The 22,343-nt window shown below is 62.2% G+C and carries 20 protein-coding genes; 5 read left to right on the forward strand and 15 right to left on the reverse strand.

What is annotated here, in order from left to right; all coding sequences use genetic code 11:
• Positions 1-7 precede the first annotated feature (7 nt).
• The 8 genes from metW to ACJRW5_RS14600 form a co-directional block, all read right to left on the reverse strand.
• Entirely contained in the window at positions 8-628 is a 621-nt protein-coding gene (gene metW / locus ACJRW5_RS14565) for a methionine biosynthesis protein MetW (protein ID WP_484571387.1), read from the reverse strand.
• 2 nt (positions 629-630) lie between these two features.
• Entirely contained in the window at positions 631-1,770 is a 1,140-nt protein-coding gene (gene metX / locus ACJRW5_RS14570) for a homoserine O-succinyltransferase MetX (protein ID WP_484571222.1), read from the reverse strand.
• A 111-nt stretch (positions 1,771-1,881) separates the two neighbouring features.
• A complete protein-coding gene (locus ACJRW5_RS14575; RefSeq protein ID WP_484571223.1) occupies positions 1,882-2,895 on the reverse strand; it encodes a zinc-dependent alcohol dehydrogenase family protein in 1,014 nt (337 codons plus the stop codon).
• Positions 2,896-3,085: 190 nt separating this feature from the next.
• Positions 3,086-5,068, reverse strand: a complete 1,983-nt coding sequence (locus tag ACJRW5_RS14580) for a dynamin family protein (RefSeq protein WP_484571224.1) — start codon at positions 5,066-5,068, stop codon at positions 3,086-3,088.
• 214 nt (positions 5,069-5,282) lie between these two features.
• A complete protein-coding gene (locus tag ACJRW5_RS14585) occupies positions 5,283-5,573 on the reverse strand; it encodes a DUF167 domain-containing protein (RefSeq protein WP_484571225.1) in 291 nt (96 codons plus the stop codon).
• A gap of 4 nt (positions 5,574-5,577) precedes the next feature.
• Entirely contained in the window at positions 5,578-6,171 is a 594-nt protein-coding gene (locus ACJRW5_RS14590) for a YggT family protein (RefSeq protein ID WP_484571226.1), read from the reverse strand.
• A gap of 9 nt (positions 6,172-6,180) precedes the next feature.
• Positions 6,181-6,999 (reverse strand): pyrroline-5-carboxylate reductase, encoded by an 819-nt coding sequence (gene proC, locus ACJRW5_RS14595; RefSeq protein ID WP_484571227.1) that lies wholly within the window; start codon positions 6,997-6,999, stop codon positions 6,181-6,183.
• 17 nt (positions 7,000-7,016) lie between these two features.
• The gene (locus tag ACJRW5_RS14600) at positions 7,017-7,709 is read right to left on the reverse strand and encodes a YggS family pyridoxal phosphate-dependent enzyme (RefSeq protein WP_484571228.1); all 693 of its coding nucleotides are present in this window, start codon (positions 7,707-7,709) and stop codon (positions 7,017-7,019) included.
• A 76-nt stretch (positions 7,710-7,785) separates the two neighbouring features.
• On the opposite strand from ACJRW5_RS14600, the gene pilT reads away from it, so the two are divergent.
• Both pilT and ACJRW5_RS14610 read left to right on the forward strand, forming a co-directional pair.
• Positions 7,786-8,820, forward strand: a complete 1,035-nt coding sequence (gene pilT, locus ACJRW5_RS14605; protein WP_003463935.1) for a type IV pilus twitching motility protein PilT — start codon at positions 7,786-7,788, stop codon at positions 8,818-8,820.
• 81 nt (positions 8,821-8,901) lie between these two features.
• On the forward strand, positions 8,902-10,047 hold the full coding sequence (locus tag ACJRW5_RS14610) for a PilT/PilU family type 4a pilus ATPase (RefSeq protein ID WP_484571229.1): 1,146 nt from the start codon (positions 8,902-8,904) through the stop codon (positions 10,045-10,047).
• Here the strand turns inward: ACJRW5_RS14610 and ACJRW5_RS14615 are convergent.
• Together ACJRW5_RS14615 and ACJRW5_RS14620 are read right to left on the reverse strand one after the other, a co-directional pair.
• On the reverse strand, positions 10,013-10,897 hold the full coding sequence (locus ACJRW5_RS14615; RefSeq protein ID WP_484571230.1) for a TIGR03915 family putative DNA repair protein: 885 nt from the start codon (positions 10,895-10,897) through the stop codon (positions 10,013-10,015). The two genes, ACJRW5_RS14610 and ACJRW5_RS14615, sit on opposite strands and share 35 nt — an antisense overlap.
• Positions 10,897-12,108 (reverse strand): putative DNA modification/repair radical SAM protein, encoded by a 1,212-nt coding sequence (locus ACJRW5_RS14620; protein ID WP_484571231.1) that lies wholly within the window; start codon positions 12,106-12,108, stop codon positions 10,897-10,899. Before ACJRW5_RS14620 ends, ACJRW5_RS14615 begins: the two co-directional genes overlap by 1 nt.
• 149 nt (positions 12,109-12,257) lie before the next feature.
• Between ACJRW5_RS14620 and ACJRW5_RS14625 the strand changes: the two genes are divergently transcribed.
• The gene (locus ACJRW5_RS14625) at positions 12,258-12,656 is read left to right on the forward strand and encodes an NINE protein (protein WP_484571232.1); all 399 of its coding nucleotides are present in this window, start codon (positions 12,258-12,260) and stop codon (positions 12,654-12,656) included.
• A 120-nt stretch (positions 12,657-12,776) separates the two neighbouring features.
• Here ACJRW5_RS14625 and ntrC read toward each other — a convergent pair whose 3' ends face one another.
• The 5 genes from ntrC to glnA all read right to left on the reverse strand — a co-directional run bounded on the left by ntrC (position 12,777) and on the right by glnA (position 18,242).
• A complete protein-coding gene (gene ntrC, locus ACJRW5_RS14630) occupies positions 12,777-14,210 on the reverse strand; it encodes a nitrogen regulation protein NR(I) (RefSeq protein ID WP_484571233.1) in 1,434 nt (477 codons plus the stop codon).
• On the reverse strand, positions 14,207-15,295 hold the full coding sequence (gene glnL / locus ACJRW5_RS14635; protein WP_484571234.1) for a nitrogen regulation protein NR(II): 1,089 nt from the start codon (positions 15,293-15,295) through the stop codon (positions 14,207-14,209). The genes ntrC and glnL overlap by 4 nt, the downstream gene beginning before the upstream one ends.
• Positions 15,296-15,481: 186 nt before the next feature.
• Positions 15,482-16,099 carry a DUF4124 domain-containing protein gene (locus ACJRW5_RS14640; RefSeq protein WP_484571388.1) on the reverse strand — a complete coding sequence of 206 codons (618 nt, stop codon included), beginning with the start codon at positions 16,097-16,099 and terminating at the stop codon, positions 15,482-15,484.
• Positions 16,100-16,113: 14 nt separating this feature from the next.
• Positions 16,114-16,650 (reverse strand): DUF4124 domain-containing protein, encoded by a 537-nt coding sequence (locus tag ACJRW5_RS14645; protein WP_484571235.1) that lies wholly within the window; start codon positions 16,648-16,650, stop codon positions 16,114-16,116.
• Positions 16,651-16,835: 185 nt separating this feature from the next.
• Positions 16,836-18,242, reverse strand: coding sequence for a glutamate--ammonia ligase (gene glnA, locus ACJRW5_RS14650; RefSeq protein ID WP_484571236.1), 1,407 nt, complete (start codon positions 18,240-18,242; stop codon positions 16,836-16,838).
• A gap of 329 nt (positions 18,243-18,571) precedes the next feature.
• Between glnA and thiI the strand changes: the two genes are divergently transcribed.
• Positions 18,572-20,026, forward strand: a complete 1,455-nt coding sequence (thiI, locus tag ACJRW5_RS14655; RefSeq protein WP_484571237.1) for a tRNA uracil 4-sulfurtransferase ThiI — start codon at positions 18,572-18,574, stop codon at positions 20,024-20,026.
• A 284-nt stretch (positions 20,027-20,310) separates the two neighbouring features.
• Complete coding sequence (typA, locus tag ACJRW5_RS14660) at positions 20,311-22,131, forward strand: translational GTPase TypA (protein ID WP_484571238.1); 1,821 nt, start codon at positions 20,311-20,313, stop codon at positions 22,129-22,131.
• Positions 22,132-22,343 lie beyond the last annotated feature (212 nt).

The raw sequence follows: 22,343 nt of genomic DNA on the forward strand, positions 1-22,343 counted from the left end.
TCCTCGTTCAGACCGCGACGCGGTGGGCGGGAAGATCCGCACCGCTGATGCGGTAGATGCCGATCTCGCCCAGCAGGTTGGGCCAGATGCGGCTTGCCAGGCCGTGACGGTGGTCGCGATCCACCGCCAGACGTTCCTCCACGCGGGCACCTTGAGCATGGCACAGGCGCTCGAAGTCCTCGAAGGTGCAGAAGTGGATGTTCGGCGTGTTGTACCAGGTGTAGGGCAAGAAGTCCGAAACCGGCATGCGACCTTTTGTCGTCAGGTACCAGCGGCAGCGCCAATGGCCGAAGTTGGGGAAGGTAATGATGCAGGTCTTGCCGACGCGCAGCATCTCGGCCAGCACTTTGTCCGGGTAGTGCAGGGCTTGCAGCGACTGGGTCATGACCACCACGTCGAAGCTGTCGCTGGCGAAGTTGCCCAGGCCCAGGTCGAGGTTCTGTTCGATGACGTTGACGCCGCGCTCGATGCACAGGGCAATCTTGTCCGGGTCGATCTCCAGACCGTAGCCGGCCACCTGCTTGTTGTCGCGCAGCCAGGCCAGCAACTCGCCATCGCCACAGCCCAGGTCGAGTACACGACTGCCTGGGGCGATCCACTCCTGGATGATGTCCAGATCCGCTCGCATGCTCATACCTCGATCCGTTTCATGTAGCTGCCGAATGCCTGCAGGTAGCGTGGGATCGGCATGAGGAAGGCATCGTGGCCTTGCGGGGCATCGATTTCCAGGTAGCAGACGTTCTTCTTCGCCGCCGTCAGGGCATCGACGATCTCCCGCGAGCGGGCGGGGGAGAAGCGCCAGTCGGTGGTGAAGGACATCAGGCAGAAGTCGGCCTTGGCCACGGCCAGCGTCTTGGCTAGGTCGCCATCATTGGCAGCGGCCGGGTCGAAGTAGTCCAGCGCCTTGGTCATCAGCAGGTAGGTGTTGGCATCGAAACGCCCGGAGAACTCCTCGCCCTGGTAGCGAAGGTAGCTCTCGACCTGGAATTCCACGCTGTGGAAGTCGTAGTTGAGCTTCTCGCTCTTCAGGCCGCGGCCGAATTTCTCGCCCATGGCGTCATCGGACAGGTAGGTGATGTGGCCGACCATGCGTGCCAGCATCAGGCCGCGCTTGGGGATCACGCCCTGTTCCTGGAAGTGGCCACCATGGAACTCCGGGTCAGTGAGGATGGCCTGGCGCGCCACTTCGTTGAAGGCGATGTTCTGCGCCGACAGCTTGGGCGCCGAGGCGATGGCCAGGCAGTGGCGCACGCGCTCGGGGTAGCTGATGGTCCACTGCATGGCCTGCATGCCGCCGAGGCTGCCACCGACCACCGCCGCCCATTGCTCGATACCGAGCTGGTCGGCCAGGCGAGCCTGACTGTGTACCCAATCCTCTACAGTCATCACCGGGAAGTCGGCACCATAGGGCTTGCCGGTGGCCGGGTTGGCGCTGCCGGGGCCGGTGGAGCCATTGCAGCCCCCGAGGTTGTTGAGGCTGACGACGAAGAATTTGTTGGTGTCGATCGGCTTACCGGGGCCGATGCAGCTGTCCCACCAGCCCGGCTTGCGGTCGTCGGGGCTGTGGTAGCCGGCGGCATGGTGATGGCCGGACAGGGCGTGGCAGATGAGCACGGCATTGCTGCGCTGGGCGTTGGGCTCGCCGTAGGTCTCGACGACCAGTTCGTACTCGCTCAGGCTGCGGCCACAGGCCAGGGCCAGCGGCTCGCTGAATTTGAAGACCTGGGGACTGACTAGGCCGACGGAATCTTGGGGAAAGGCAGTGGGCATGAAGGCGCCGCTAATGACTCGGAATAGGGCGCCAAGTCTAAAGAGCACCGCCCGCAGCAGCAAGCATACGGGCGGCGTGGCCAGGGCGCGGCGGCCCTCAGGCGTGGCGATTTACCACTGCAGGCAGATCTTGCCGAAGTGCTGGCCGTTTTTTTGATGCTCGAAGGCGGCGGCCAGTTCGCTGAAGGCGAAGGTGCGGTCGATTACCGGGCGGATTCCGGTTTGCTCCAGCGCCGCGACGAACTGCTGCTGATCGCTGCGGCTGGCGACGATCAGGCCCTGCAGGCGTGCTTGTTTGCGCATCAGGGTGGCGGTCGGCACGTCGCCCTGCAGGCCGGTGAGCACGCCGATCAGGGCGATATGACCACCGACCTTCACCGCTTCGATGGACTGCGCCAGAGTGCCCGGGCCGCCCAGCTCGACCACGTGATCGACGCCTTCGCCGGCGGTCAGGGCCAGCACCTGCTCGGCCCAGTTCGGCGTGGTCTTGTAGTTGATCACGTGGTCGGCGCCGAGTGCCTTGACCCGCTCCAGCTTGTCGTCCGAGGAGGAGGTGACGATGACCTTGGCGCCCGTGGCCTTGGCCAGTTGCAGCGCGGCAATCGACACGCCGCCGGTGCCCAGGGTCAGCACCGTGGCGCCGGGCTTGAGCTGGCCGTCGACCACCAGGGCGCGCCAGGCCGTCAATGCGGCGGTGGTGATGGTCGCGCTTTCGGCATGGCTCCAGCCTTGCGGCGCCTTGGTGAAGGCACTGGCCGGGCGCACCACTACTTCGGCGGCCATGCCCTGCACGCCGTCACCCGGGGTGTGGCCGAAGTGGCCGACACCGGCGAACGGCAGACCGGCCTGCCAGTTGGGGAAGAACACCGATACCACCGAGTCGCCCACGGCAAACTCACTGACACCGGCACCGACGGCCTCGACCACGCCGGCCCCATCGGACATGAGAATACGATCGGCCTCGGTCGGGGCCGCGCCGCTGGCCACCAGCAGGTCGTGATAATTCAGCGAGCTGGCCTTGATCGCCACGCGAATCTCGCCCGCTCCCGGCTGGCCGGGGTCGGCGATCTCGCTGAGGGTGATCTGCCCGAAGCCGCCGGGTTTGCTGAGGGTCATGGCTTTCATGTTGCGCTCTCCTATCGGCTGTCTGGCCGCGCGCCTGGTGCCGCGCGGCGGGATATCGTCGGGCACCTTAAGCCGGGGAGAGGATGCCTGTCTAACCGCGGGTCGGTAGCAGCAGATTTTCGTTCAGCGAGATGAAAGCCAGAGCTTCTGGGGAGAAGGACACCCGGCAGGCTGCCGGGCATCCACTGGGTCATTCGCCCAGGCCGTGCAGGCGCGCCGCAGTTGGCAGGCTGACCACCTTGCCCTGACGCTGCACAGGAGCAGGGCGGCGCAGGACACGGAGCATGTCGGCGGCCTGCGCCAACTGTTGCTGCAGTTCTTCCTGATAGCGTGCCAGTTGCTGGCTGCGCTTGCGTGTCTGCTGGGTCTCCTGGGCCAGCGCCTTGAGGCGCAGCATGTGGGTTTCCAGCATCTGTTTGTGTTCCAGCGTGTGCTGCATCAACGGCATCAAGGCGTCGGCTGCCCACTGCTCGGCGTCGCGGCGCAGGCGCTGGTGCAGGCCTATCACTTCCTGCGCCAAGGTGGCGAAGAAGCGTCGGGTCAGGCTGCGCTGTTCGGTGAGCAGGGTTTTCAGGTGCAGGCGGAACTGGTCGCCCTTGTCCTGCAGTTTCTTCAGCTCGCGCAGATAGCGCTGAATCTTGAACTGTGGGGCATCGATACCGTTCAGCGGATTATCTTCGTTATGCCGGCGGTAGATGGCGGCAACCATCTTGTTGGCCATGTCGGCTTCGTGCTGCAGGTTGTGCAGGTCCTGCTCCACGCTGCGGAAGAAGTGCAGGATGGCCTGGTTGATACCCAGGGTCGTCCAGCTGCCGGTCAGGTTACGACGCACTGCAGCCAGGTGTTCATCCAGGCGTTCGCTACGGGCGGCGTGGCGCAGCAACTGGCCCTGACGGTTGAGCAGACGCTGGTTGGTCTTCAGGCCAAGCAGGCGCTTGTGATGCTGGGTATGGTCTTCCTTGGTCTTGGCGGTCAGCTCGAACAGCAGTTGGCCGTTGTCCTGCTGATGGTTGCCGAGCAGGGCCAACTGTTCGCTGACCTTCTCCAGGCGCAGGTTGAGCACGTGCTGGCTGTTGTTCAGCAGCGCCAGGACCTGACGCACCACGTGGTCTTCGATCAGGCGTTCCTTCTGCGCGACGATACGCTCGCACAGCAGGGTCTCCAGATGCGCCATCTGGCTGCGTGCCAGCAGCTCTTCATCCTTGCGCACCTTGGCCAGCAGGGCCTGCTTGGCCGAGAGCGGCAGCACGTCCTGCTTGGTGATGCCCAGTTGCTTGGCGGTCGCGCTCTGGATCTGCTCGATGGCGTTCTGCACGAAGGCTTCGCCGGCCAGATCGTCCCACAGTACGTCTATCTTGTTCAGCACGGCGAACAGGCAGGTCTGAGTGTCTTCGTCGAGCTGGCGGATATGTTGCTGCCAGATGCTCATGTCGCTGGCTGTGACGCCGGTATCGGCAGCCAGCAGGAAGATGATCGCCTGCGCGTTGGGCAGCATCGACAGGGTCAGTTCTGGCTCGCTACCCAGCGCGTTGAGGCCAGGGGTGTCGAGAATGCGCAGGCCCTGGCGCAGCAGTGGGTGGTCGAAGTTGACCATGGCATGGCGCCAGGCGGGCACCAGCACCTGGCCGCGCTTACCGGTGCCCTCGAGCATGTCGGGGTGAAAGCCGAGCTGGATCGCCTGCTCCACGGGCATCGGCTTGGTCTTGGCCACCTGGCCGAAGGCCAGGGCCATGTTGGCCGGGTCACTGACATCCAGCGGGATGTTCACCCAGTGCCGGGGAATACGTTTGAACTGCGCCACGCTGGCGGATGCCGTGCGCGTTTCGATCGGCAGCAGACGGATGTAGGGGCGTTCCGAGCGCGGGTCGAAAAACAGCTCGGTGGGGCACATGGTGGTGCGCCCGGCATGCGAGGGCAGCATGCGCTGGCCGTACTCGGAGAAGAACAGGCTGTTGATCAGTTCGGTCTTGCCGCGCGAGAACTCACCGACGAAGGCCAGCGTGATGTGGTCGGTACGCAGGATCTTGAGGGCGCGTTCGAGCTTGGCCTGAACAGCGTCGGAGTTGAGCCGGTTATGTTCCAGCCAGCTGCGATAGCGCGTGATCTCACGCATCAGCTCGCGTTTCCAGGCGACGTAGGCATCGACCTGTTGGCTGAGACGTTCCATGCTCATCCTGGCTCTCCTGTCGGCAAGCGCTGTTGCTTGCGGGTTCAAGGGGGGAATTGACTGTTCGCGTACCGTCTTCTTCACGGATCGCGTCGGTTCGCCGCCAGGACGCACGGCAATCGCAAGAATAATCTGCATTATGCGAGGTGCAAGGCTGGCGTCAATTAGCCGCCTGCGCACTCCCGCCTTATGGTCGGCTATGGCCGCTGAGCGGTCGTGCTCAGGCGCGCTGCAGCCCGGGAAGCGGCGGCAAGGATTGTGGCGCGCGGATACGCAGGCGTTTCTGGCGGTTGAGTTCGCCGCTTTCCAGCGTCACCTGGCTCTTGGCAACCCCAAAGGCCTTGGCCAGAAATGCCTGTAGATGGGCATTGGCTTTGCCTTCGACTGGTGGAGCGGTCAGGCGGATCTTCAGCCGCTCACCATGCAGCCCGGCGAACTCGTCCTTGCTCGCCTTGGGCTGCAGGTGACAGTCGAGGATCAGATCCTCGCCGTCCCAGCGGAAATAGCTCACTGCCTCAGAGGAACGGGCTGAGCATGGGCGGCAGGCCGGTGTACGCCGCCAGGCCGCCGATGATGAAGCGGTCTGCAAGGTTGATCGCGATGAAGGCGAAGATCGGCGAGATATCCAGGCCGCCCAGATTCGGCAACAGTTTGCGGAACGGAGCGAGCAGCGGCTCGCAGATCTGGTTGACCAGCTGCGCGCCCGGGTTGTAGCTGCCCGGGGCGACCCAGGAGAGAATCACACTGATGATCAGGGCGAAGAAGAACACCTTGAGAAACAGCGAGGTCACGCCGATGACCGACCACACCAGCAGTTGCAGGATAAAGCCGCCGACGTTGTAGCCCATCAGCGTCAGGGTGACGACCATCAGCACCAGTTGCACCAGAATGGCGAGGACCAGCGAGGCCAGGTCCAGCCCGGAGAAGCCGGGAATGATCCGCCGCAGAGGGGTCAGCAGCGGCTGGGTCGCCTTGACCACGAACTGGCTCAGCGGGTTGTAGAAGTCGGCGCGCACCAGCTGCAGGATGAAACGCAGCAGCACGATCAGCAGGTAAAGGCTGCCGAGGGTCTGGATGATGTAGATCAGCGCTTCGATAAGTCCGGACATGCTGTCTCCTTATTGGCCCAGCTGTTCAGCCAGCTCGGCTGAACGATTGGCGGCGGCATTCAGCGCCTGTTGTACCAGCGCTTCGAAACCGCCGGCCTGGAAGGTGTTGATCGCTGCTTCGGTGGTGCCGTTCGGCGAGGTGACGCGACGACGCAGCTCGGCGGCATCGACATCGTTCTCGCTGGCCATGCGCGCGGCGCCCAGCGCGGTCTGGATGCTCAGCTGCGCTGCAGTCTCGCGCGGCAGACCGAGTTTTTCGCCGGCCGCGGTCATGGCTTCGATCAGCAGGAAGAAATAGGCCGGGCCACTGCCGGAGACGGCAGTCACCGCATCGAGCTGCGCTTCCTGCTCCAGCCACAGGGCCAGGCCGACAGCGCTCAGTACCTGTTCGGCTTGCGCTTTCTGCTCGCTGTTTACACGTGGATTGGCGAACAGCCCGGATACGCCCTGGCGCAGCAGCGCCGGGGTGTTGGGCATGCAGCGTACGACCGGACGCTCGCCCAGCCAGTTCTCCAGGCTGGCGCAGCTGATGCCGGCGGCGATGGAGATGATCACCTGGTTGGGCGCGAGGTGTGGCGCCAGATCCAGGCAGACGGCCTTCATGATCTGTGGCTTGACCGCCAGGACGATCAGGTCGGCGCCCGTGATGGCTTCGGCGTTGTTGCCGAAGGTGGCGATACCGTGCTCCTGCTGCAGGCGCGCACGCTGTTCCGTGCCTGGCTCGCTGGCGCGTATGGCATCGGCGGCCACGCCCTGGGCGCGCAGGCCGCCAATCAAACTGGCGGCCATGTTGCCGGCGCCGACGAAGGCGATGATCGGGTTGCTCATTGCACAAAATCCTTCATTCAGTGAGAGGGCTGACCATAGTCGCGGGCGCCGAACAGGGCGGTGCCGATGCGGACCCAGGTGGCGCCTTCGGCGATGGCGGCCTCCAGGTCATGGCTCATGCCCATGGAAAGGGTATCGAGGTTCAGCCCTAGGTCGTCACGCAGCTGGCGCAAGCGAGCGAAGGCGGCGTGTTGCGCGGCGACGTCGTCGGTGGGTTCGGGAATTGCCATCAGGCCACGCAATTTCAGATGGGGCAGGGCGGCTACGGCCTTGGCCAACTGCACCAGTTCGTCGGGGTTGCAGCCGGATTTGCTGTCCTCGCCACTGACGTTGACCTGCAGGCAGATGTTCAATGCCGGCAGGTGCTCGGGGCGTTGATCGGAAAGGCGTTGGGCGATTTTCAGGCGGTCCACCGAATGTACCCAGTCGAAATGCTCGGCGATAGGCCGGGTCTTGTTCGACTGAATGGGGCCGATGAAGTGCCAGATCAAGGGCAGATCGCCCAGTTCGGCCTGTTTTTCCAGCGCTTCCTGCAGGTAGTTCTCGCCGAAATCATGCATGCCGGCTGCATGTGCTTGGCGAATCGCGCTCGCGGGCTTGGTCTTGCTCACGGCCAGCAGGCCGATATCCTGCAAATTGCGCTGCGAGGCTTGCGCCGCCTCACGGATGCGCGTTCCGACCTTTGCAATATTCTCTGCTATCGTGGACATTACCTGCGCTCTATATAAAGCCCGCTCGTTAAGCGTTCGCGGCATTCTACCTGCTTGCTTGTAATTGGGGAGTCCCATGGATATCACTGAGCTGCTCGCCTTCAGCGCCAAGCAAGGCGCGTCGGATTTGCACCTCTCGGCCGGCTTGCCGCCGATGATCCGCGTTGACGGTGACGTTCGCCGCATCAACCTGCCGCCGTTGGATCACAAGCAGGTGCACGCGCTGATCTACGACATCATGAACGACAAGCAGCGCAAGGACTTCGAAGAGTTTCTGGAGACCGACTTCTCCTTCGAAGTGCCCGGCGTGGCGCGTTTCCGGGTCAATGCTTTCAATCAGAACCGTGGCGCCGGTGCGGTGTTCCGTACCATTCCGTCCAAGGTGTTGACCATGGAAGACCTGGGCATGGGCGAGGTGTTCCGCAAGATCACCGACGTGCCTCGTGGCCTGGTGCTGGTCACCGGTCCTACCGGCTCGGGCAAGTCGACCACCCTGGCGGCGATGCTCGACTACCTCAACAGCAACAAGTATCACCACATTCTCACCATCGAAGACCCGATCGAATTCGTCCACGAGTCGAAGAAGTGCCTGGTCAACCAGCGTGAGGTGCACCGTGACACCCATGGCTTCTCCGAAGCCCTGCGTTCGGCACTGCGGGAAGACCCGGACATCATTCTGGTCGGTGAGATGCGTGACTTGGAAACCATCCGCCTGGCGCTGACTGCCGCGGAAACCGGTCACCTGGTATTCGGCACCTTGCACACCACCTCCGCGGCCAAGACCATCGACCGGGTGGTCGACGTGTTCCCGGCCGAAGAGAAGTCCATGGTTCGCTCGATGCTCTCCGAATCGCTGCAGGCGGTAATCTCGCAAACGCTGCTGAAGAAGATCGGCGGCGGTCGTGTGGCTGCCCACGAAATCATGATCGGTACGCCGGCCATCCGTAACCTGATCCGCGAGGACAAGGTGGCGCAGATGTATTCGGCGATCCAGACCGGCGGCGCGCTGGGCATGCAGACCCTCGATGCCTGCCTCAAGACCCTGGTGTCCAAGGGGTTGGTCAGCCGCGACAGTGCGCGGGAAAAGGCCAAGAGCCCGGAAAACTTCTAAACCGTTCGGCCGGCGCATGCGGAACACGCCCGCAGGCGCCGCTGAATGCCGAACAGTGCGTGTGGATGTGCGAGAGCGACGATGGAATTCGAAAAACTGCTGCGCCTGATGGTCGAAAAAGGTGGTTCCGATCTGTTCATCACGGCCGGCGTGCCGCCGTCGATGAAGGTCAATGGCAAGATCATGCCGGTGACCAAGAACGCCATGTCGCCCGAGCAGACCCGCGAGACGGTGCTCGGTGTGATGAACGAAGCGCAGCGCCGCGATTTTGCCGAGAACCACGAGTGCAACTTCGCCATCAGCGCCCGCGGTATCGGGCGTTTCCGCGTCAGTGCCTTTTATCAGCGCAACCTCGTGGGCATGGTGCTGCGTCGTATCGAGACCAACATCCCCACCATCGACGATCTCAAACTGCCGGAAATCCTCAAGAAGCTGGCGCTGACCAAGCGCGGTCTGGTGCTGTTCGTCGGTGCCACCGGTACGGGTAAATCCACTTCGCTGGCGGCGATGATCGGCTACCGCAACAAGAACAGCAGCGGCCACATCATCTCCATCGAAGATCCGATCGAATACATCCACCAGCACCAGAACTGCATCGTCACCCAGCGCGAAGTGGGCATCGATACCGAGTCCTTCGAGGTGGCGCTGAAGAACACCCTGCGCCAGGCGCCGGATGTGATCCTCATCGGTGAGGTCCGTACCCGCGAGACCATGGACCACGCCGTAGCCTTCGCCGAAACCGGTCACCTGTGCCTAGCGACCCTGCACGCCAACAACGCCAACCAGGCGCTGGACCGTATCATCAACTTCTTCCCGGCGGACCGGCAGAACCAGGTGTGGATGGACCTCTCGCTCAACCTCAAGGCCATCGTCGCCCAGCAACTGGTGCCGACACCGGATGGCAAGGGACGCCGTGCGGTGATCGAGGTGCTGATCAACACCCCGTTGGCCGCCGACCTGATCCGCAAGGGCGAGGTGCACGAGCTCAAGGGCCTGATGAAGCGTTCCACCGAGCAGGGTATGCAGACCTTCGACCAGGCGCTGTACAACCTCTACACCCAGGGTGAGATCACCTACGAAGATGCGCTGCTCTACGCCGACTCGGCGAACGACCTGCGCCTGATGATCAAGCTCGGCTCGGAGACCGATGGCGACCACCTCACCAGCATGTCCAAGGGGCTGGAGCTGGAGGTCAGCGAGGAAGATCCGGGGCGTCGTTTCCGCTGACGCCTGACGGGGGACGCATAGCGTCCCCTTCGTTCATCTGGGCAATGCGTTTGCCCTTTCTGCCGGCCAGCACCAGGGCCTGACCATCGCGCTGGGCACCGGCGCGTGCTTCGCTCATCAACTGAGGAATCAGTGGCCCTTCCGGCAGGTGCTTCCAGAACCGTTGCGGCAGGTGCTGCTGCATCGCCGTGCGGTTGAGTCGTGCCGGGTTGAAGGTGCTGCCGTAATAGGCGCGCCACAATGCCTGGCCATCGTCGTCAGGTTGCTGCGCCCACACTCGCCACTGCGCCGGGCAGTTGCGCTCATGCTGCAGGCGCTGGCCATCCCAGAACACACCGTCGCGCGGTGTGGCGATCAACCAGCTGTGTTTGCCAAGACGTTCGGCGAAATGGCTACTGGCCGAGGCGAGAATGTCGTGCGCGGGTTCGAACCAGGCGACGAAGTCAGGCGCGCCCGGCGTGTTGCATGGCTGAAAGCGCACGAAGGCATGCAGGTGGTGGGCTTCGCGGCGCACGGCCTTCAGACGCCGGTGCAGTTCGCTGCCGTCGTGGTCGCCGGCCAGTACGGCACTGCGCTCGCCCTGTACGAAGCGCCAGAGCACGCGGTAGAGCAGACTCCAGCGCTCCCCGCCGCGATACTGCGCGGCGCTCTCCAGCAGCTCCAGCAATTCGGGTGACACGCGCAGGCGGCCGCTGGGCTCCTCTGCGCGCTCGGCTACCTGATCGAACAGGCTGGGCGCGGCCTCTTCGTCCAGCCATTGCAGCTGATGCGGCGCCAGCCCTTGCAGCAGGGCGCGCCGCGCGGCCTGGCGCCAAGTGGTGAAGGTGCCGTCGAAGCGCAGGCTATGCATCACCACAACGCCATTTGCGCCGGGGTATCGCGCAGTTGCTGGCGCAGGACCACGGACTCATGCTCGGCACGGGGTGGTCGGTAATCCTGGGTGACGATGAACGGCTTGGCTTTTTCCAACACGCAGCGCAGACGGGTCAGGTCTTCGAAGCGAATGCGTCGCTCACGCCGTAGCGCGCCCAGGCGCCTGGCGCTGAGTACGCCGATACCCGGGACGCGGGCGATCAGCGCTTCATCGGCGCGGTTGAGGTCGACGGGGAATTGCTCGCGATTGGCCAGCGCCCAGGCGAGTTTGGGGTCGATATCCAACGCCAGGTTGCCGGGGCCTGCGAGCAATTCCGTGGCGCTGAAACCGTAGCCGCGCATGAGAAAATCCGCCTGATACAGACGGTGCTCGCGCAGCAGCGGTGGTGCTTCGAAGGGCACGCTCTTCGGGCTCTGCGGAATCGGGCTGAAGGCCGAGTAATAGACGCGACGCAGGCGGTAGTCGTGATACAGGGTCTGGGCGTTGTGCAGGATGGTGTTGTCGTCGGTGGCGTCTGCACCGACGATCATCTGCGTGCTCTGCCCGGCCGGAGCGAAGCGCGGCGCACGCTGTTCTTCCCTGGCCTCGCGCTCGCCCAGGTGAATGTGCTGCATGGCCTGGTGGATGCTGCCGACGTTCTTCTCCGGTGCCAGCTTGATCAGGCTGGTTTCGGTGGGCAGCTCGATGTTGACGCTGAGACGATCGGCATACAGGCCGGCCTCGGCGATCAGTTCCGGCGCGGCGTCGGGAATGGTCTTCAGATGGATGTAGCCGCGGAACTGATGTTCCTCGCGCAGCAGTCTGGCAACGCGGATCAACTGCTCCATGGTGTAGTCGGCCGAGCGGATGATGCCGGAGCTGAGGAACAGCCCGCTGATGCAGTTACGCTTGTAGAAGTCGAGGGTCAGGGTGACCACTTCCTCGGGGGTGAAGCGCGCACGTGGCACATCGCTGGAACGGCGGTTGATGCAGTATTGGCAGTCGTACAGGCAGAAATTGGTCAGCAGTATTTTCAGCAACGCGACGCAACGACCGTCCGGTGTGTAGCTGTGGCAGATGCCCATGCCGTTGGTCGAGCCAATACCGTCCTTGCCCCTGGAGCTTCGCTTCGGTGCGCCGCTACTGGCACAGGAGGCGTCGTACTTGGCGGCGTCGGCGAGGATGGTGAGCTTCTCGATCAGTTGCATGGCACGCGATATCTATACTGTTTTTTTATACAGTATATGGGCGTCGTACAGCTATCAAGCAATTCATCGAGTTGCGCGACCCATGGCGTGCATGAAACCTTATATCGGCATACAACGTCTGACGCTGTATCTCGCTCAAGGAGTTAGCCATGCAACGACAGGACACGCACAGCAAGCTGATCGGTTACCTGCTGTGGATCTTCGGTTTTCTCGGTTCGCACCGCTTCTACTACGGCAAACCGGTCACCGGAACCATCTGGTTCTTTACCCTGGGGTTGCTTTTCATCGGCTGGATCATCGACCTGTTTCTGATCCCTTCGATGGACCATGAGGCGGATCTGCGTTTCACCGCCGGTGATACCGATTACAACGTGGCGTGGATTCTGCTGACCTTCCTTGGCGTGTTTGGCGTGCACCGCATGTATCAGGGCAAGTGGATCACCGGGATCATCTATCTGTTCACGGGCGGTCTGTTCCTGGTCGGCGTGCTCTACGACTTCTGGACCCTCAATACGCAGATCTCGATCAAGAACGCGCAGCGCGGTTGAGTTGGCAGCGATTGGCGGTGCGCATGGCGCACCCTACGGCCGTCTTCCCGTAGCCCGGATGCAATCCGGGAAAATAAAAAGGGCATCTCATGAGATGCCCTTTTCGTAACGTTGGCGAGATCAATCGTCGCTGTCGTCGTCGTCCCCGCCGTCGACCTTCATGCCCAGTTCCTTGATCTTGCGCGTCAGGGTATTACGACCCCAGCCCAGTAGCAGCGCGGCATCGCGACGGCGACCGGCAGTGTGCTTGAGGGCGGTCTCGATCATGATGCGCTCGAAGGCCGGTACAGCGGTGTCGAGCAGATTGGACTGGCCACGAGCGAGCGCCTGATCGGCCCACAGGCGCAGCGCCTGTTCCCAGTTGGTGACGGGCGCGGCGTCCTGCGGTTGGGTCAGCAGTTCCGGCGGCAGGTCGTCGACATGCACTTCGCGACCGGACGCCATGACGGTGATCCAGCGGCAGGTGTTCTCCAGCTGGCGCACGTTGCCCGGCCAGGGCAGGTGCTTGAGGTAGTCCTCGGTTTCGCTCTTGAGCAGCTTGGGTTCAACCGACAGCTCCTGCGCGGCGCGGGCGAGGAAGTGGTTGGCCAGGGTGGGGATGTCCTCGCGGCGGTCGGCCAGGCGTGGAATGTGGATGCGGATGACGTTGAGGCGGTGGAACAGGTCCTCACGGAACTTGCCGGCGGTGACCAGGGTTTCCAGGTTCTGGTGGGTGGCGGCGATGATGCGCACATCCACTTTTACCGGCGTGTGACCGCCAACGCGGTAGAACTCGCCGTCGGCCAGTACGCGCAGCAGGCGCGTCTGAGTGTCGGCCGGCATGTCGCCGATCTCATCGAGGAACAGGGTGCCACCGTCGGCCTGTTCAAAGCGCCCACGACGCTGGTTGGCCGCGCCGGTGAAGGCACCTTTCTCATGGCCGAACAGTTCGGACTCCATCAGGTCCTTGGGGATCGCCGCCATGTTCAAAGCGATGAAGGGCGCAGCGGCGCGCGGGCTGTGGCGGTGCAGGGCATGGGCCACCAGTTCCTTGCCGGTACCGGACTCGCCATTGATCAGCACGGTGATATTGGAATGGCTCAGACGACCGATGGCGCGGAACACCTCCTGCATCGCCGGCGCCTCGCCGATGATCTCAGGCGTGCGCGCCTGGGCGGCAGGGGCGGCCAGGCTCTGTTGCTCCTGGGCGTGCTGGAAGGCGCGTTTGACCAGCGACACGGCCTCGTCGACGTCGAAGGGCTTGGGCAGATATTCGAAGGCTCCGCCCTGGTAGCTGGCTACCGCACTGTCCAGGTCGGAATGGGCGGTCATGATGATGACTGGCAGGCGCGGATACAGCTCGCGAATCCGCGCCAGCAGATCGAGGCCACTGGCGCCGGGCATGCGGATGTCGGAGATGATCACGTCCGGCTGCTGGCGGGTCAGGCGGGCGAGTACACCGTCTGCACTGTCGAAACTCTGGGTGGTCATGCCTTCCTGCTGCAGGGCCTTTTCCAGTACCCAGCGGATGGAACGATCGTCGTCGACAATCCAGACGGTTTCACTGCGGCTCATGGCGTAGGCGCTCCTTGTTCCAGCGGCAGGAAGATCGAGAATACGGTGTGGCCGGGATAGCTCTCGCATTCGATCAGACCTTGATGCTGGCTGATGATGTTCTGGGTAATGGCCAGGCCCAGGCCGGTGCCGTCGGCGCGGCCACTGACCATGGGATAGAAGATGGTTTCCTGCAGCTCCGGCGGAATGCCGGGGCCGTTATCGATGATCTCCATCTTCACCACCAGGCGGTGGCGGGTGTGGCCGATGGTGAACTGGCGCAGGGTGCGGGTACGCAGGCTGATGCGGCCCAGGCCCATGTCGCGCTTCTGCCCGGCGATGGCCTGCATGGCATTGCGCACGATATTGAGCACGGCCTGGATCATCTGCTCGCGATCGATCAGCAGATCGGGAATGCTCGGGTCGTAGTCGCGCACCAAGGTGATGCCACCCTGGCTTTCCGCTTCGATCAGATTGGCGACGCGCTCCAGCACCTCATGCACGTTGGTCATCGACAGCGACGGCAGCTTGTTCGAGCCGAGCATGCGGTCGACCAGATTACGCAGGCGGTCGGCCTCTTCGATGATGACGTTGGTGTAGTCCTTGAGGTCTTCGTTGGGCAGCTCGCGCGACAGCAGTTGCGCCGCGCCGCGAATGCCGCCGAGCGGGTTCTTGATCTCGTGAGCCAAGCCGCGAACCAGCAGTTTGGTGGTTTCCTGCTTGGACAGTTGCGCCTCTTCCTTGGTGATACGCAGCAGGCGGTCACGCGGGTGCACTTCCAGCAGCAGCAGGGTTTCGCCCTTGCTGAACAGCGGCGTCACTGCATAGTCCACGGTCAGCGTCTGGCCGGTGACGGAGGTCAGCACCGCCTCACGCTTATTGAATGGATGCGCCTGTTCCACAGCCTGGCGCAGCGAGGACAACGCCTCAGGCGACTCGGTGAACAGATCGCTGATGAACTGACCATGGCTACGCTGGCCGCTGACGGCCAGAAGCATCTCCGCCGCCGGGTTCATGTACTCAAGGCACAGTTGGCTGTTGAGCAGCAGGGTGGCGGTGGTCAGGTTGTCGAGTAGCAGGCGATGCAGTGCGTCGTTGATGGTCATAGGCAGCGCGTTCCGGCAATGGGCAGGAAAATGCAAGAAGCAAACCAAGGCCCCGAAAAGACGCATTTTTTGTGCGGTCTGCCAGGTTTTGGTGGTGTGGCGGCACGGCTGGGCGGGGAAAATCGACCCAGAACAGGGAGATTTTAGGAGGTGGTGCGCAGATGCGCACCAAAATGGGGCTCTTATTCAGAGGAAGGGCAGGATGCTCACTTCTTCTTCTGGCTTGTCCTTCAGCGGGCATTCTGGGCGAACGCCATAGTCGTCTTTCTTGCACGGATTGATCTTGCGCTTCTGTGCCAGGCTCATCCGGTGCATGTGGAAGGGTTGCGCGGGCGTGCGCTCGACGATCAGGCCTGCTGAATCGATGATCTCCGCTGCCAGTTGGTGCGTGCCGCGATCGACATGCTGCAGGGAGAACACCGGGCTACGGCTCACATCGCCTTGTATCTCACCATCAAGCAGCAGGCGATAGCTGTGACCGGGCAGCAGACCTGGCTCGCTGTTGAGGGTGACGATCATGTCGCCGGAACCGTTATGGATAGAGGCATCCGGCTCGGGCACGATAATGCGCAGCACCTGATAGTGCACGGCCGGCTTGGTTACGGCAGGCGGCGGCGTGACGCGCACCGTTGGTGTCGCTTGGTTGAGTTGTACGCTGTTGGAGGGCGCCAGGATCACTCGTTCGGCACTGCTGCTGCGCGGCTTGTCGGTGAACACCCGGTTACCCTCTGCGTCGATGTAGGTATAGACCTGGGCCAGGGCGGCAGGGGCTGCGAGCAGCAGGCAAAGTAGCAGTGTGCGCATCTTGATGAGTTCGTTCACGGCGCACTGCGATTCGGGCTGTTGACGCTGATACGTTGCAGGGTAAAGGTCTCGGTCGCGCTCTGCTGGATGATGCGTTCACCGGCCATCACCGCCACCGCAAGGCTGTGCTCGCCGCGATCGAGGTTGGTCAGTTGCAGGCTCGGGACATTGCTCGCCTGGCCATAGGGTTCGCCGTCGAGAATCAGGCGCAGGCTGTGGCCGGGTTGCAGGCGTGGCTGAATGTTCACGCTGACGATGAAGGTGCCGTTGTTGGCGCGCATGGCGTCATCGTCGGGAATGCCGTTCAGGCTCAGTACGGAATATGGCGCCTCGCTTTTGGAGGTGTCGTCTTCCCGCGAATTGTCGACCGGTATGTCCGGCGTTTTCATTTTCACCGTGTTGGTCGGCGGCAGTTCGACGCTCTCGGCAGCCGTCCCCTCAGGGGGCTGGTTGGTGAATACCGTGTTGCCGTTGGCGTCGGTGTATTTGTAAATCTGTGCGCTGACCGGCAGGGCCAGTGCGAGCAGCAGGCAGGCGAGTAAAGGGCGCATGGGCCAATCCTTCCGCAGGAGATGCGCTAAGCCTTGCACTGCTTACGGTTCCTGACAAGCACAGGGCGCTACGCCTGTGATATCCGGCTACAAAATGCGTATTGGTCTACCCATGAAAAAGCCCCGCCAGGCAGTGCCGGGCGGGGCTTTTCAGGTTGCGCCGCACAGGGCGGCGCAAGGCTGGGTTAGACGCTGTAGTACAGGTCGTATTCCAGCGGGTGTACGAAGGTGCGGACCTTGATTTCTTCTTCGGCTTTCAGCTCGATGTAGGCATCGATGAAGTCGTCGGAGAATACGCCGCCCTTGGTCAGGAACGCGCGGCCTTTGTCCAGCTCTTCCAGGGCTTCTTTCAGGCTGCCGCAAACCTGCGGGATCAGCTTGCCTTCTTCCGGCGGCAGATCGTACAGGTTCTTGTCAGCGGCATCGCCCGGGTGGATCTTGTTCTGGATACCGTCCAGACCAGCCATCAGCAGCGCTGCGAAGGCCAGGTACGGGTTGGCAGCCGGGTCCGGGAAGCGCGCTTCGATGCGGCGGGCTTTCGGGCTGGAAACGTACGGGATACGGATCGAGGCGGAGCGGTTACGGGCCGAGTAGGCCAGCATGACCGGAGCTTCGAAGCCCGGGACCAGACGCTTGTAGGAGTTGGTCGACGGGTTGGTGAAGCCATTCAGGGCCTTACCGTGCTTGATGATGCCGCCGATGAAGTACAGGGCGGTGTCGGACAGGCCGGCATAGCCTTCACCTGCGAAGGTGTTCTTGCCATCTTTGGAGATGGACATGTGCACGTGCATGCCCGAACCGTTGTCGCCGTACAGCGGCTTCGGCATGAAGGTAGCGGTTTTGCCGTAGGCGTCGGCAACGTTGTGCACGCAGTACTTCAGGGTCTGAACTTCGTCAGCCTTGTTGACCAGAGTGTTGAACTTCACGCCGATTTCGTTCTGGCCGGCAGTCGCCACTTCGTGGTGGTGAACTTCGACGACCAGGCCCATTTCTTCCAGGGCGTTACACATGGCAGTACGGATTTCGTGGTCGTGGTCGACCGGCGGAACCGGGAAGTAACCGCCTTTGACGGCCGGACGGTGGCCTTTGTTGCCGCCTTCCACGTCCTGGTCGGTCATCCAGGAGCCTTGCTCGGAGTAGATCTTGAACATGGAGCCGGAGATGTCCGACTTGAACTTGACCTGGTCGAAGATGAAGAACTCTGGCTCCGGGCCAACGAATACGGTGTCACCGATGCCGGTGGACTTCAGGTATTCCTCGGCACGCTTGGCGATGGAGCGCGGGTCGCGATCGTAGCCTTGCATGGTGCTCGGCTCGATGATGTCGCAAACGATGATCAGGGTCGGCTCTTCGGTGAAGGGATCCAGTACGGCGGTTTCGTCAACCGGCGAGAGGATCATGTCGGAGGCTTCGATGCCTTTCCAGCCGTGGATGGACGAGCCGTCGAACATTTTGCCGTGCTCGAAGAAATCTTCGTCCAGGGCGTCACGGGCCGGCATGGTCACGTGCTGTTGCTTACCCTTGGTGTCGGTGAAGCGCAGGTCTACCCACTTCACGTCGTGTTCTTTGATCAGTTGAACAGCCTTAGACATGTTGTCCTCCAGGTGGAAAAGGCTCTTATCTGTGAGCCCCAAATGTACGGTGAAGCCCGGCGGGATAGTCCTCCAGGGCGACCTGCCTCACAAGGGAGCAAATTGCATGCCAGTGCCCTGTATTGGGCAGAGGCCTGCAAACTCAGGCGTAGCGCCGGCTACACGGGATTTTTCAGTCGATATTTGCACTCAAATAGGGCTTGCAATTGTGCTTGCGCTCTATTTTGGTGCGATGTATCTATGCTGCAGTATTTTTGGTCAAAGCTTGAGCAATTTCCGCTATAATCCGCGCCCCTGTTTTTTCGTCGCCTCGAGCGGGCGCCTTATCCATGAAACTGATCGTCAAAGTTTTCCCAGAAATCACCATCAAGAGTCGCCCGGTGCGCAAGCAGTTCATCCGCCAGTTGGGGAAGAACATTCGTGCCGTATTGCGCGACCTCGACCCCGCACTGCGGGTGACCGGTGTGTGGGACAACCTGGAGGTGGAAACCGACCTCGCCGATCCGCGCCTGCTCGCTGAGATGACCGAGCGCCTGCGTAACACGCCGGGCATTGGTCTGTTCCTCGAAGTCAACGAATACCCGCTGGGCGATCTCGACGAGGTTACCGAGCATTGCAAGCGGCATTACGCCGACCAGTTGCCAGGCAAGATTTTCGCCGTGCGCTGCAAGCGTGGCGGCAAGCATGCCTTCTCTTCCATCGATGTTGAGCGCCACGTTGGCAGCCGCCTGCGCCAGGAATGTGGTGCGGCTGGCATCGATCTGAAGAAGCCGGAAGTCGAAGTGCGCATGGAGATCCGCGATCAGCGCCTCTTCGTGGTGCACAACCGTCATGAAGGTCTGGGCGGCTATCCGCTGGGTTCGCTGGAGCAGACCCTGGTGCTTATGAGTGGCGGTTTCGACTCGACCGTCGCGGCCTATCAGATGATGCGTCGCGGTCTGGTCAGCCACTTCTGCTTCTTCAACCTCGGTGGCCGTGCCCACGAATTGGGCGTGATGGAAGTGGCCCACTATATATGGCAGAAATTCGGTCGCTCGCAGCGCGTGCTGTTCATCAGCGTGCCGTTCGAGGAAGTGGTCGGCGAGATCCTCGGCAAGGTCGACAACAGCCAGATGGGCGTGATCCTCAAGCGCATGATGCTGCGCGCGGCAACCCGCGTCGCGGAGAAGCTGCAGATCGAAGCGCTGGTGACCGGTGAGGCGATCAGTCAGGTCTCCAGCCAGACCCTGACCAACCTGGCGGTGATCGATTCGGCCACCGACATGCTGGTGATGCGCCCGCTGATCGCCAGCCACAAGCAGGACATCATCGACACCGCCACGCAGATCGGCACCGCCGAGTTCGCCAAGAACATGCCCGAATATTGCGGCGTGATTTCGGTCAACCCGACTACCAAGGCGCGTGGCTATCGTGTGGAGAAGGAGGAGGCGCAGTTCGACATGGCCATCCTCGAACGCGCGCTTGAGCGCGCCACGCAGCTGCCTATCGATCGGGTGATCGATGAGTTGGGCAAGGACGTGCAGGTCGAGGAGGTGCGTGAAGCGCTGGCCGGGCAGATCGTCATCGATATCCGCCACCCCGATGCCGCCGAGGACGAGCCGCTGCAAGTGCCGGGCATCGAGGTGCAGCCGCTGCCGTTCTACGCGCTGAACAACAAATTCAAGGAACTGGATGAGAACCGCCAGTACCTGCTGTATTGCGACAAGGGCGTGATGAGTCGCCTGCATGCCCATCATCTGCTGAGCGAGGGACACGCCAATGTGCGCGTTTATCGTCCGGCATAGAACGCCGGGGCTTAATGGCGGGAGCATCCGCCATCGCCCTCCCGACCCGGGGCACCTCTAAAAACTACCTGCGTTGTCATTGCTGCGTTAAAAACAAGCTCAAAATGCTCACATAGCTCGTAAAGTCGAGCGCGACTCCGACCGTTTTTCGCTTGTTTTCGCCTTGCACTGACTGCCTCGCCTACGTTTGTAGAGGTACCCCGATCAGCTCGCTGATCCAGTTTTGTTCATATTCGTCGTCCAGGCTGGGCGACACACCGAATCCTCTGATCGAGATACACACAGTGATCGAAAATCTGCGCAACATCGCCATCATCGCCCACGTCGACCATGGCAAAACTACCCTCGTCGACAAACTGCTGCGTCTGTCCGGCACCCTCGACCGCAAAGAAGCGGAAAACGAGCGCGTGATGGACTCCAACGACCAGGAGAAAGAGCGCGGCATTACCATTCTGGCCAAGAACACTGCCCTGAAGTGGGGCGACTACAACATCAACATCGTCGACACCCCCGGGCACGCCGACTTCGGTGGTGAAGTAGAGCGCGTCATGAGCATGGTCGACTCCGTACTGCTGGTGGTTGACGCCCAGGACGGCCCGATGCCGCAAACCCGTTTCGTGACCCAGAAGGCGTTCAAGGCCGGCCTGCGTCCGATCGTCGTGGTGAACAAGATCGACCGTCCGGGTGCGCGTCCTGACTGGGTTATCGACCAGATCTTCGACCTGTTCGACAACCTCGGTGCCACCGACGAGCAACTGGACTTCCCGATCGTCTACGCCTCGGCCCTGAACGGCATCGCCGGCATGGATCACGAGAAGATGGACGACAACATGGACGCCCTGTTCCAGGCTATCGTCGACCACGTACCGGCTCCGGTCGTCGACGCCAGCGGCCCGTTCCAGATGCAGATCTCCCAGCTGGACTACAACAGCTTCCTCGGCGTGATCGGTATCGGCCGCATCGCCCGCGGCACCATCAAGGCCAACAGCCCGGTGACCGCCATCGGCGCCGACGGCAAGAAGCGCAGCGGCCGCATCCTGAAGATCATGGGTCACTCCGGTCTGCAGCGCGTTGAGGTGCAGGAAGCTCAGGCGGGCGACATCGTCTGCGTATCGGGTATGGACGAGCTGTTCATCTCCGACACCCTGTGCGACCAGAACAACGTCGAAGCCCTGCCGCCGCTGACCGTTGACCAGCCGACCGTGAGCATGACCTTCCAGGTCAACGACTCGCCGTTCGCCGGTAAAGAAGGCAAGTTCGTCACCAGCCGCAACATCAAGGATCGTCTGGAAAAAGAACTGCTGCACAACGTCGCCCTGCGCGTCGAGCCGGGCGAGACTCCGGAGAAGTTCAAGGTTTCCGGTCGTGGTGAGCTGCACCTGTCGGTACTGATCGAAACCATGCGCCGCGAAGGCTTCGAACTGGCCGTAGGCCGTCCGGAAGTGGTGATCATCGAGAACGAAGCCGGCGAGAAACAAGAGCCGTACGAGAACGTCACCATCGATATCGAAGAGCAGCATCAGGGCTCCGTTATGGAGCAGATGGGCCTGCGTAAGGGCGACCTGACCAACATGGTTCCGGATGGCAAGGGCCGTATCCGCCTGGAATACACCATCCCGGCGCGTGGTCTGATCGGCTTCCGTAACAACTTCCTGACCCTGACCTCGGGTAGCGGCATCCTGACCTCGACCTTCAGCCACTACGGCGCGATCAAGGCCGGTGAAGTGTCCAACCGTCAGAACGGCGTACTGGTCTCCATGGCCACCGGCACCGCGCTGACCTACTCGCTGGAAACCCTGCAGGCGCGCGGCAAGCTGTTCCTCGAGCCGGGCCAGGAAATCTACGAAGGTCAGCTGGCCGGCATCAACAGCCGTGACAACGACCTGGTGATCAACCCCACCAAGGGCAAGAAACTCGACAACATGCGCGCCTCGGGCAAAGACGAAGTCATCGCCCTGGTACCGCCGATCAAGTTCACCCTCGAGCAGGCGCTGGAATTCATCGCCGACGACGAGCTGGTGGAGGTGACGCCGAAGTCGATCCGCCTGCGCAAGAAGTACCTGAACGAGAACGACCGCAAGCGCTTCGAACGCGCCAAGGTCTGAGTCTTTTCAGGCTGAAATGAAAAGCCCCGCCAGAGCTATCTGGCGGGGCTTTTTTATGGTCTGCGCGACTACCCTGCGGCGTTGTGGGGTGACGCAAAAAAATGCTCGCGGTAATTTTTTGTCGAGTGCTGCTTTAGAGGGCGATCAGATGGCAAAAGAAAACCCCGGTCTCCTTGCGGAGCCGGGGTTTTCTTTTATTTGCCTTAGCCTGC

The sequence above is a fragment of the Pseudomonas pichavaramensis genome, assembly GCF_050473265.1.
GTDB lineage: Bacteria > Pseudomonadota > Gammaproteobacteria > Pseudomonadales > Pseudomonadaceae > Aquipseudomonas.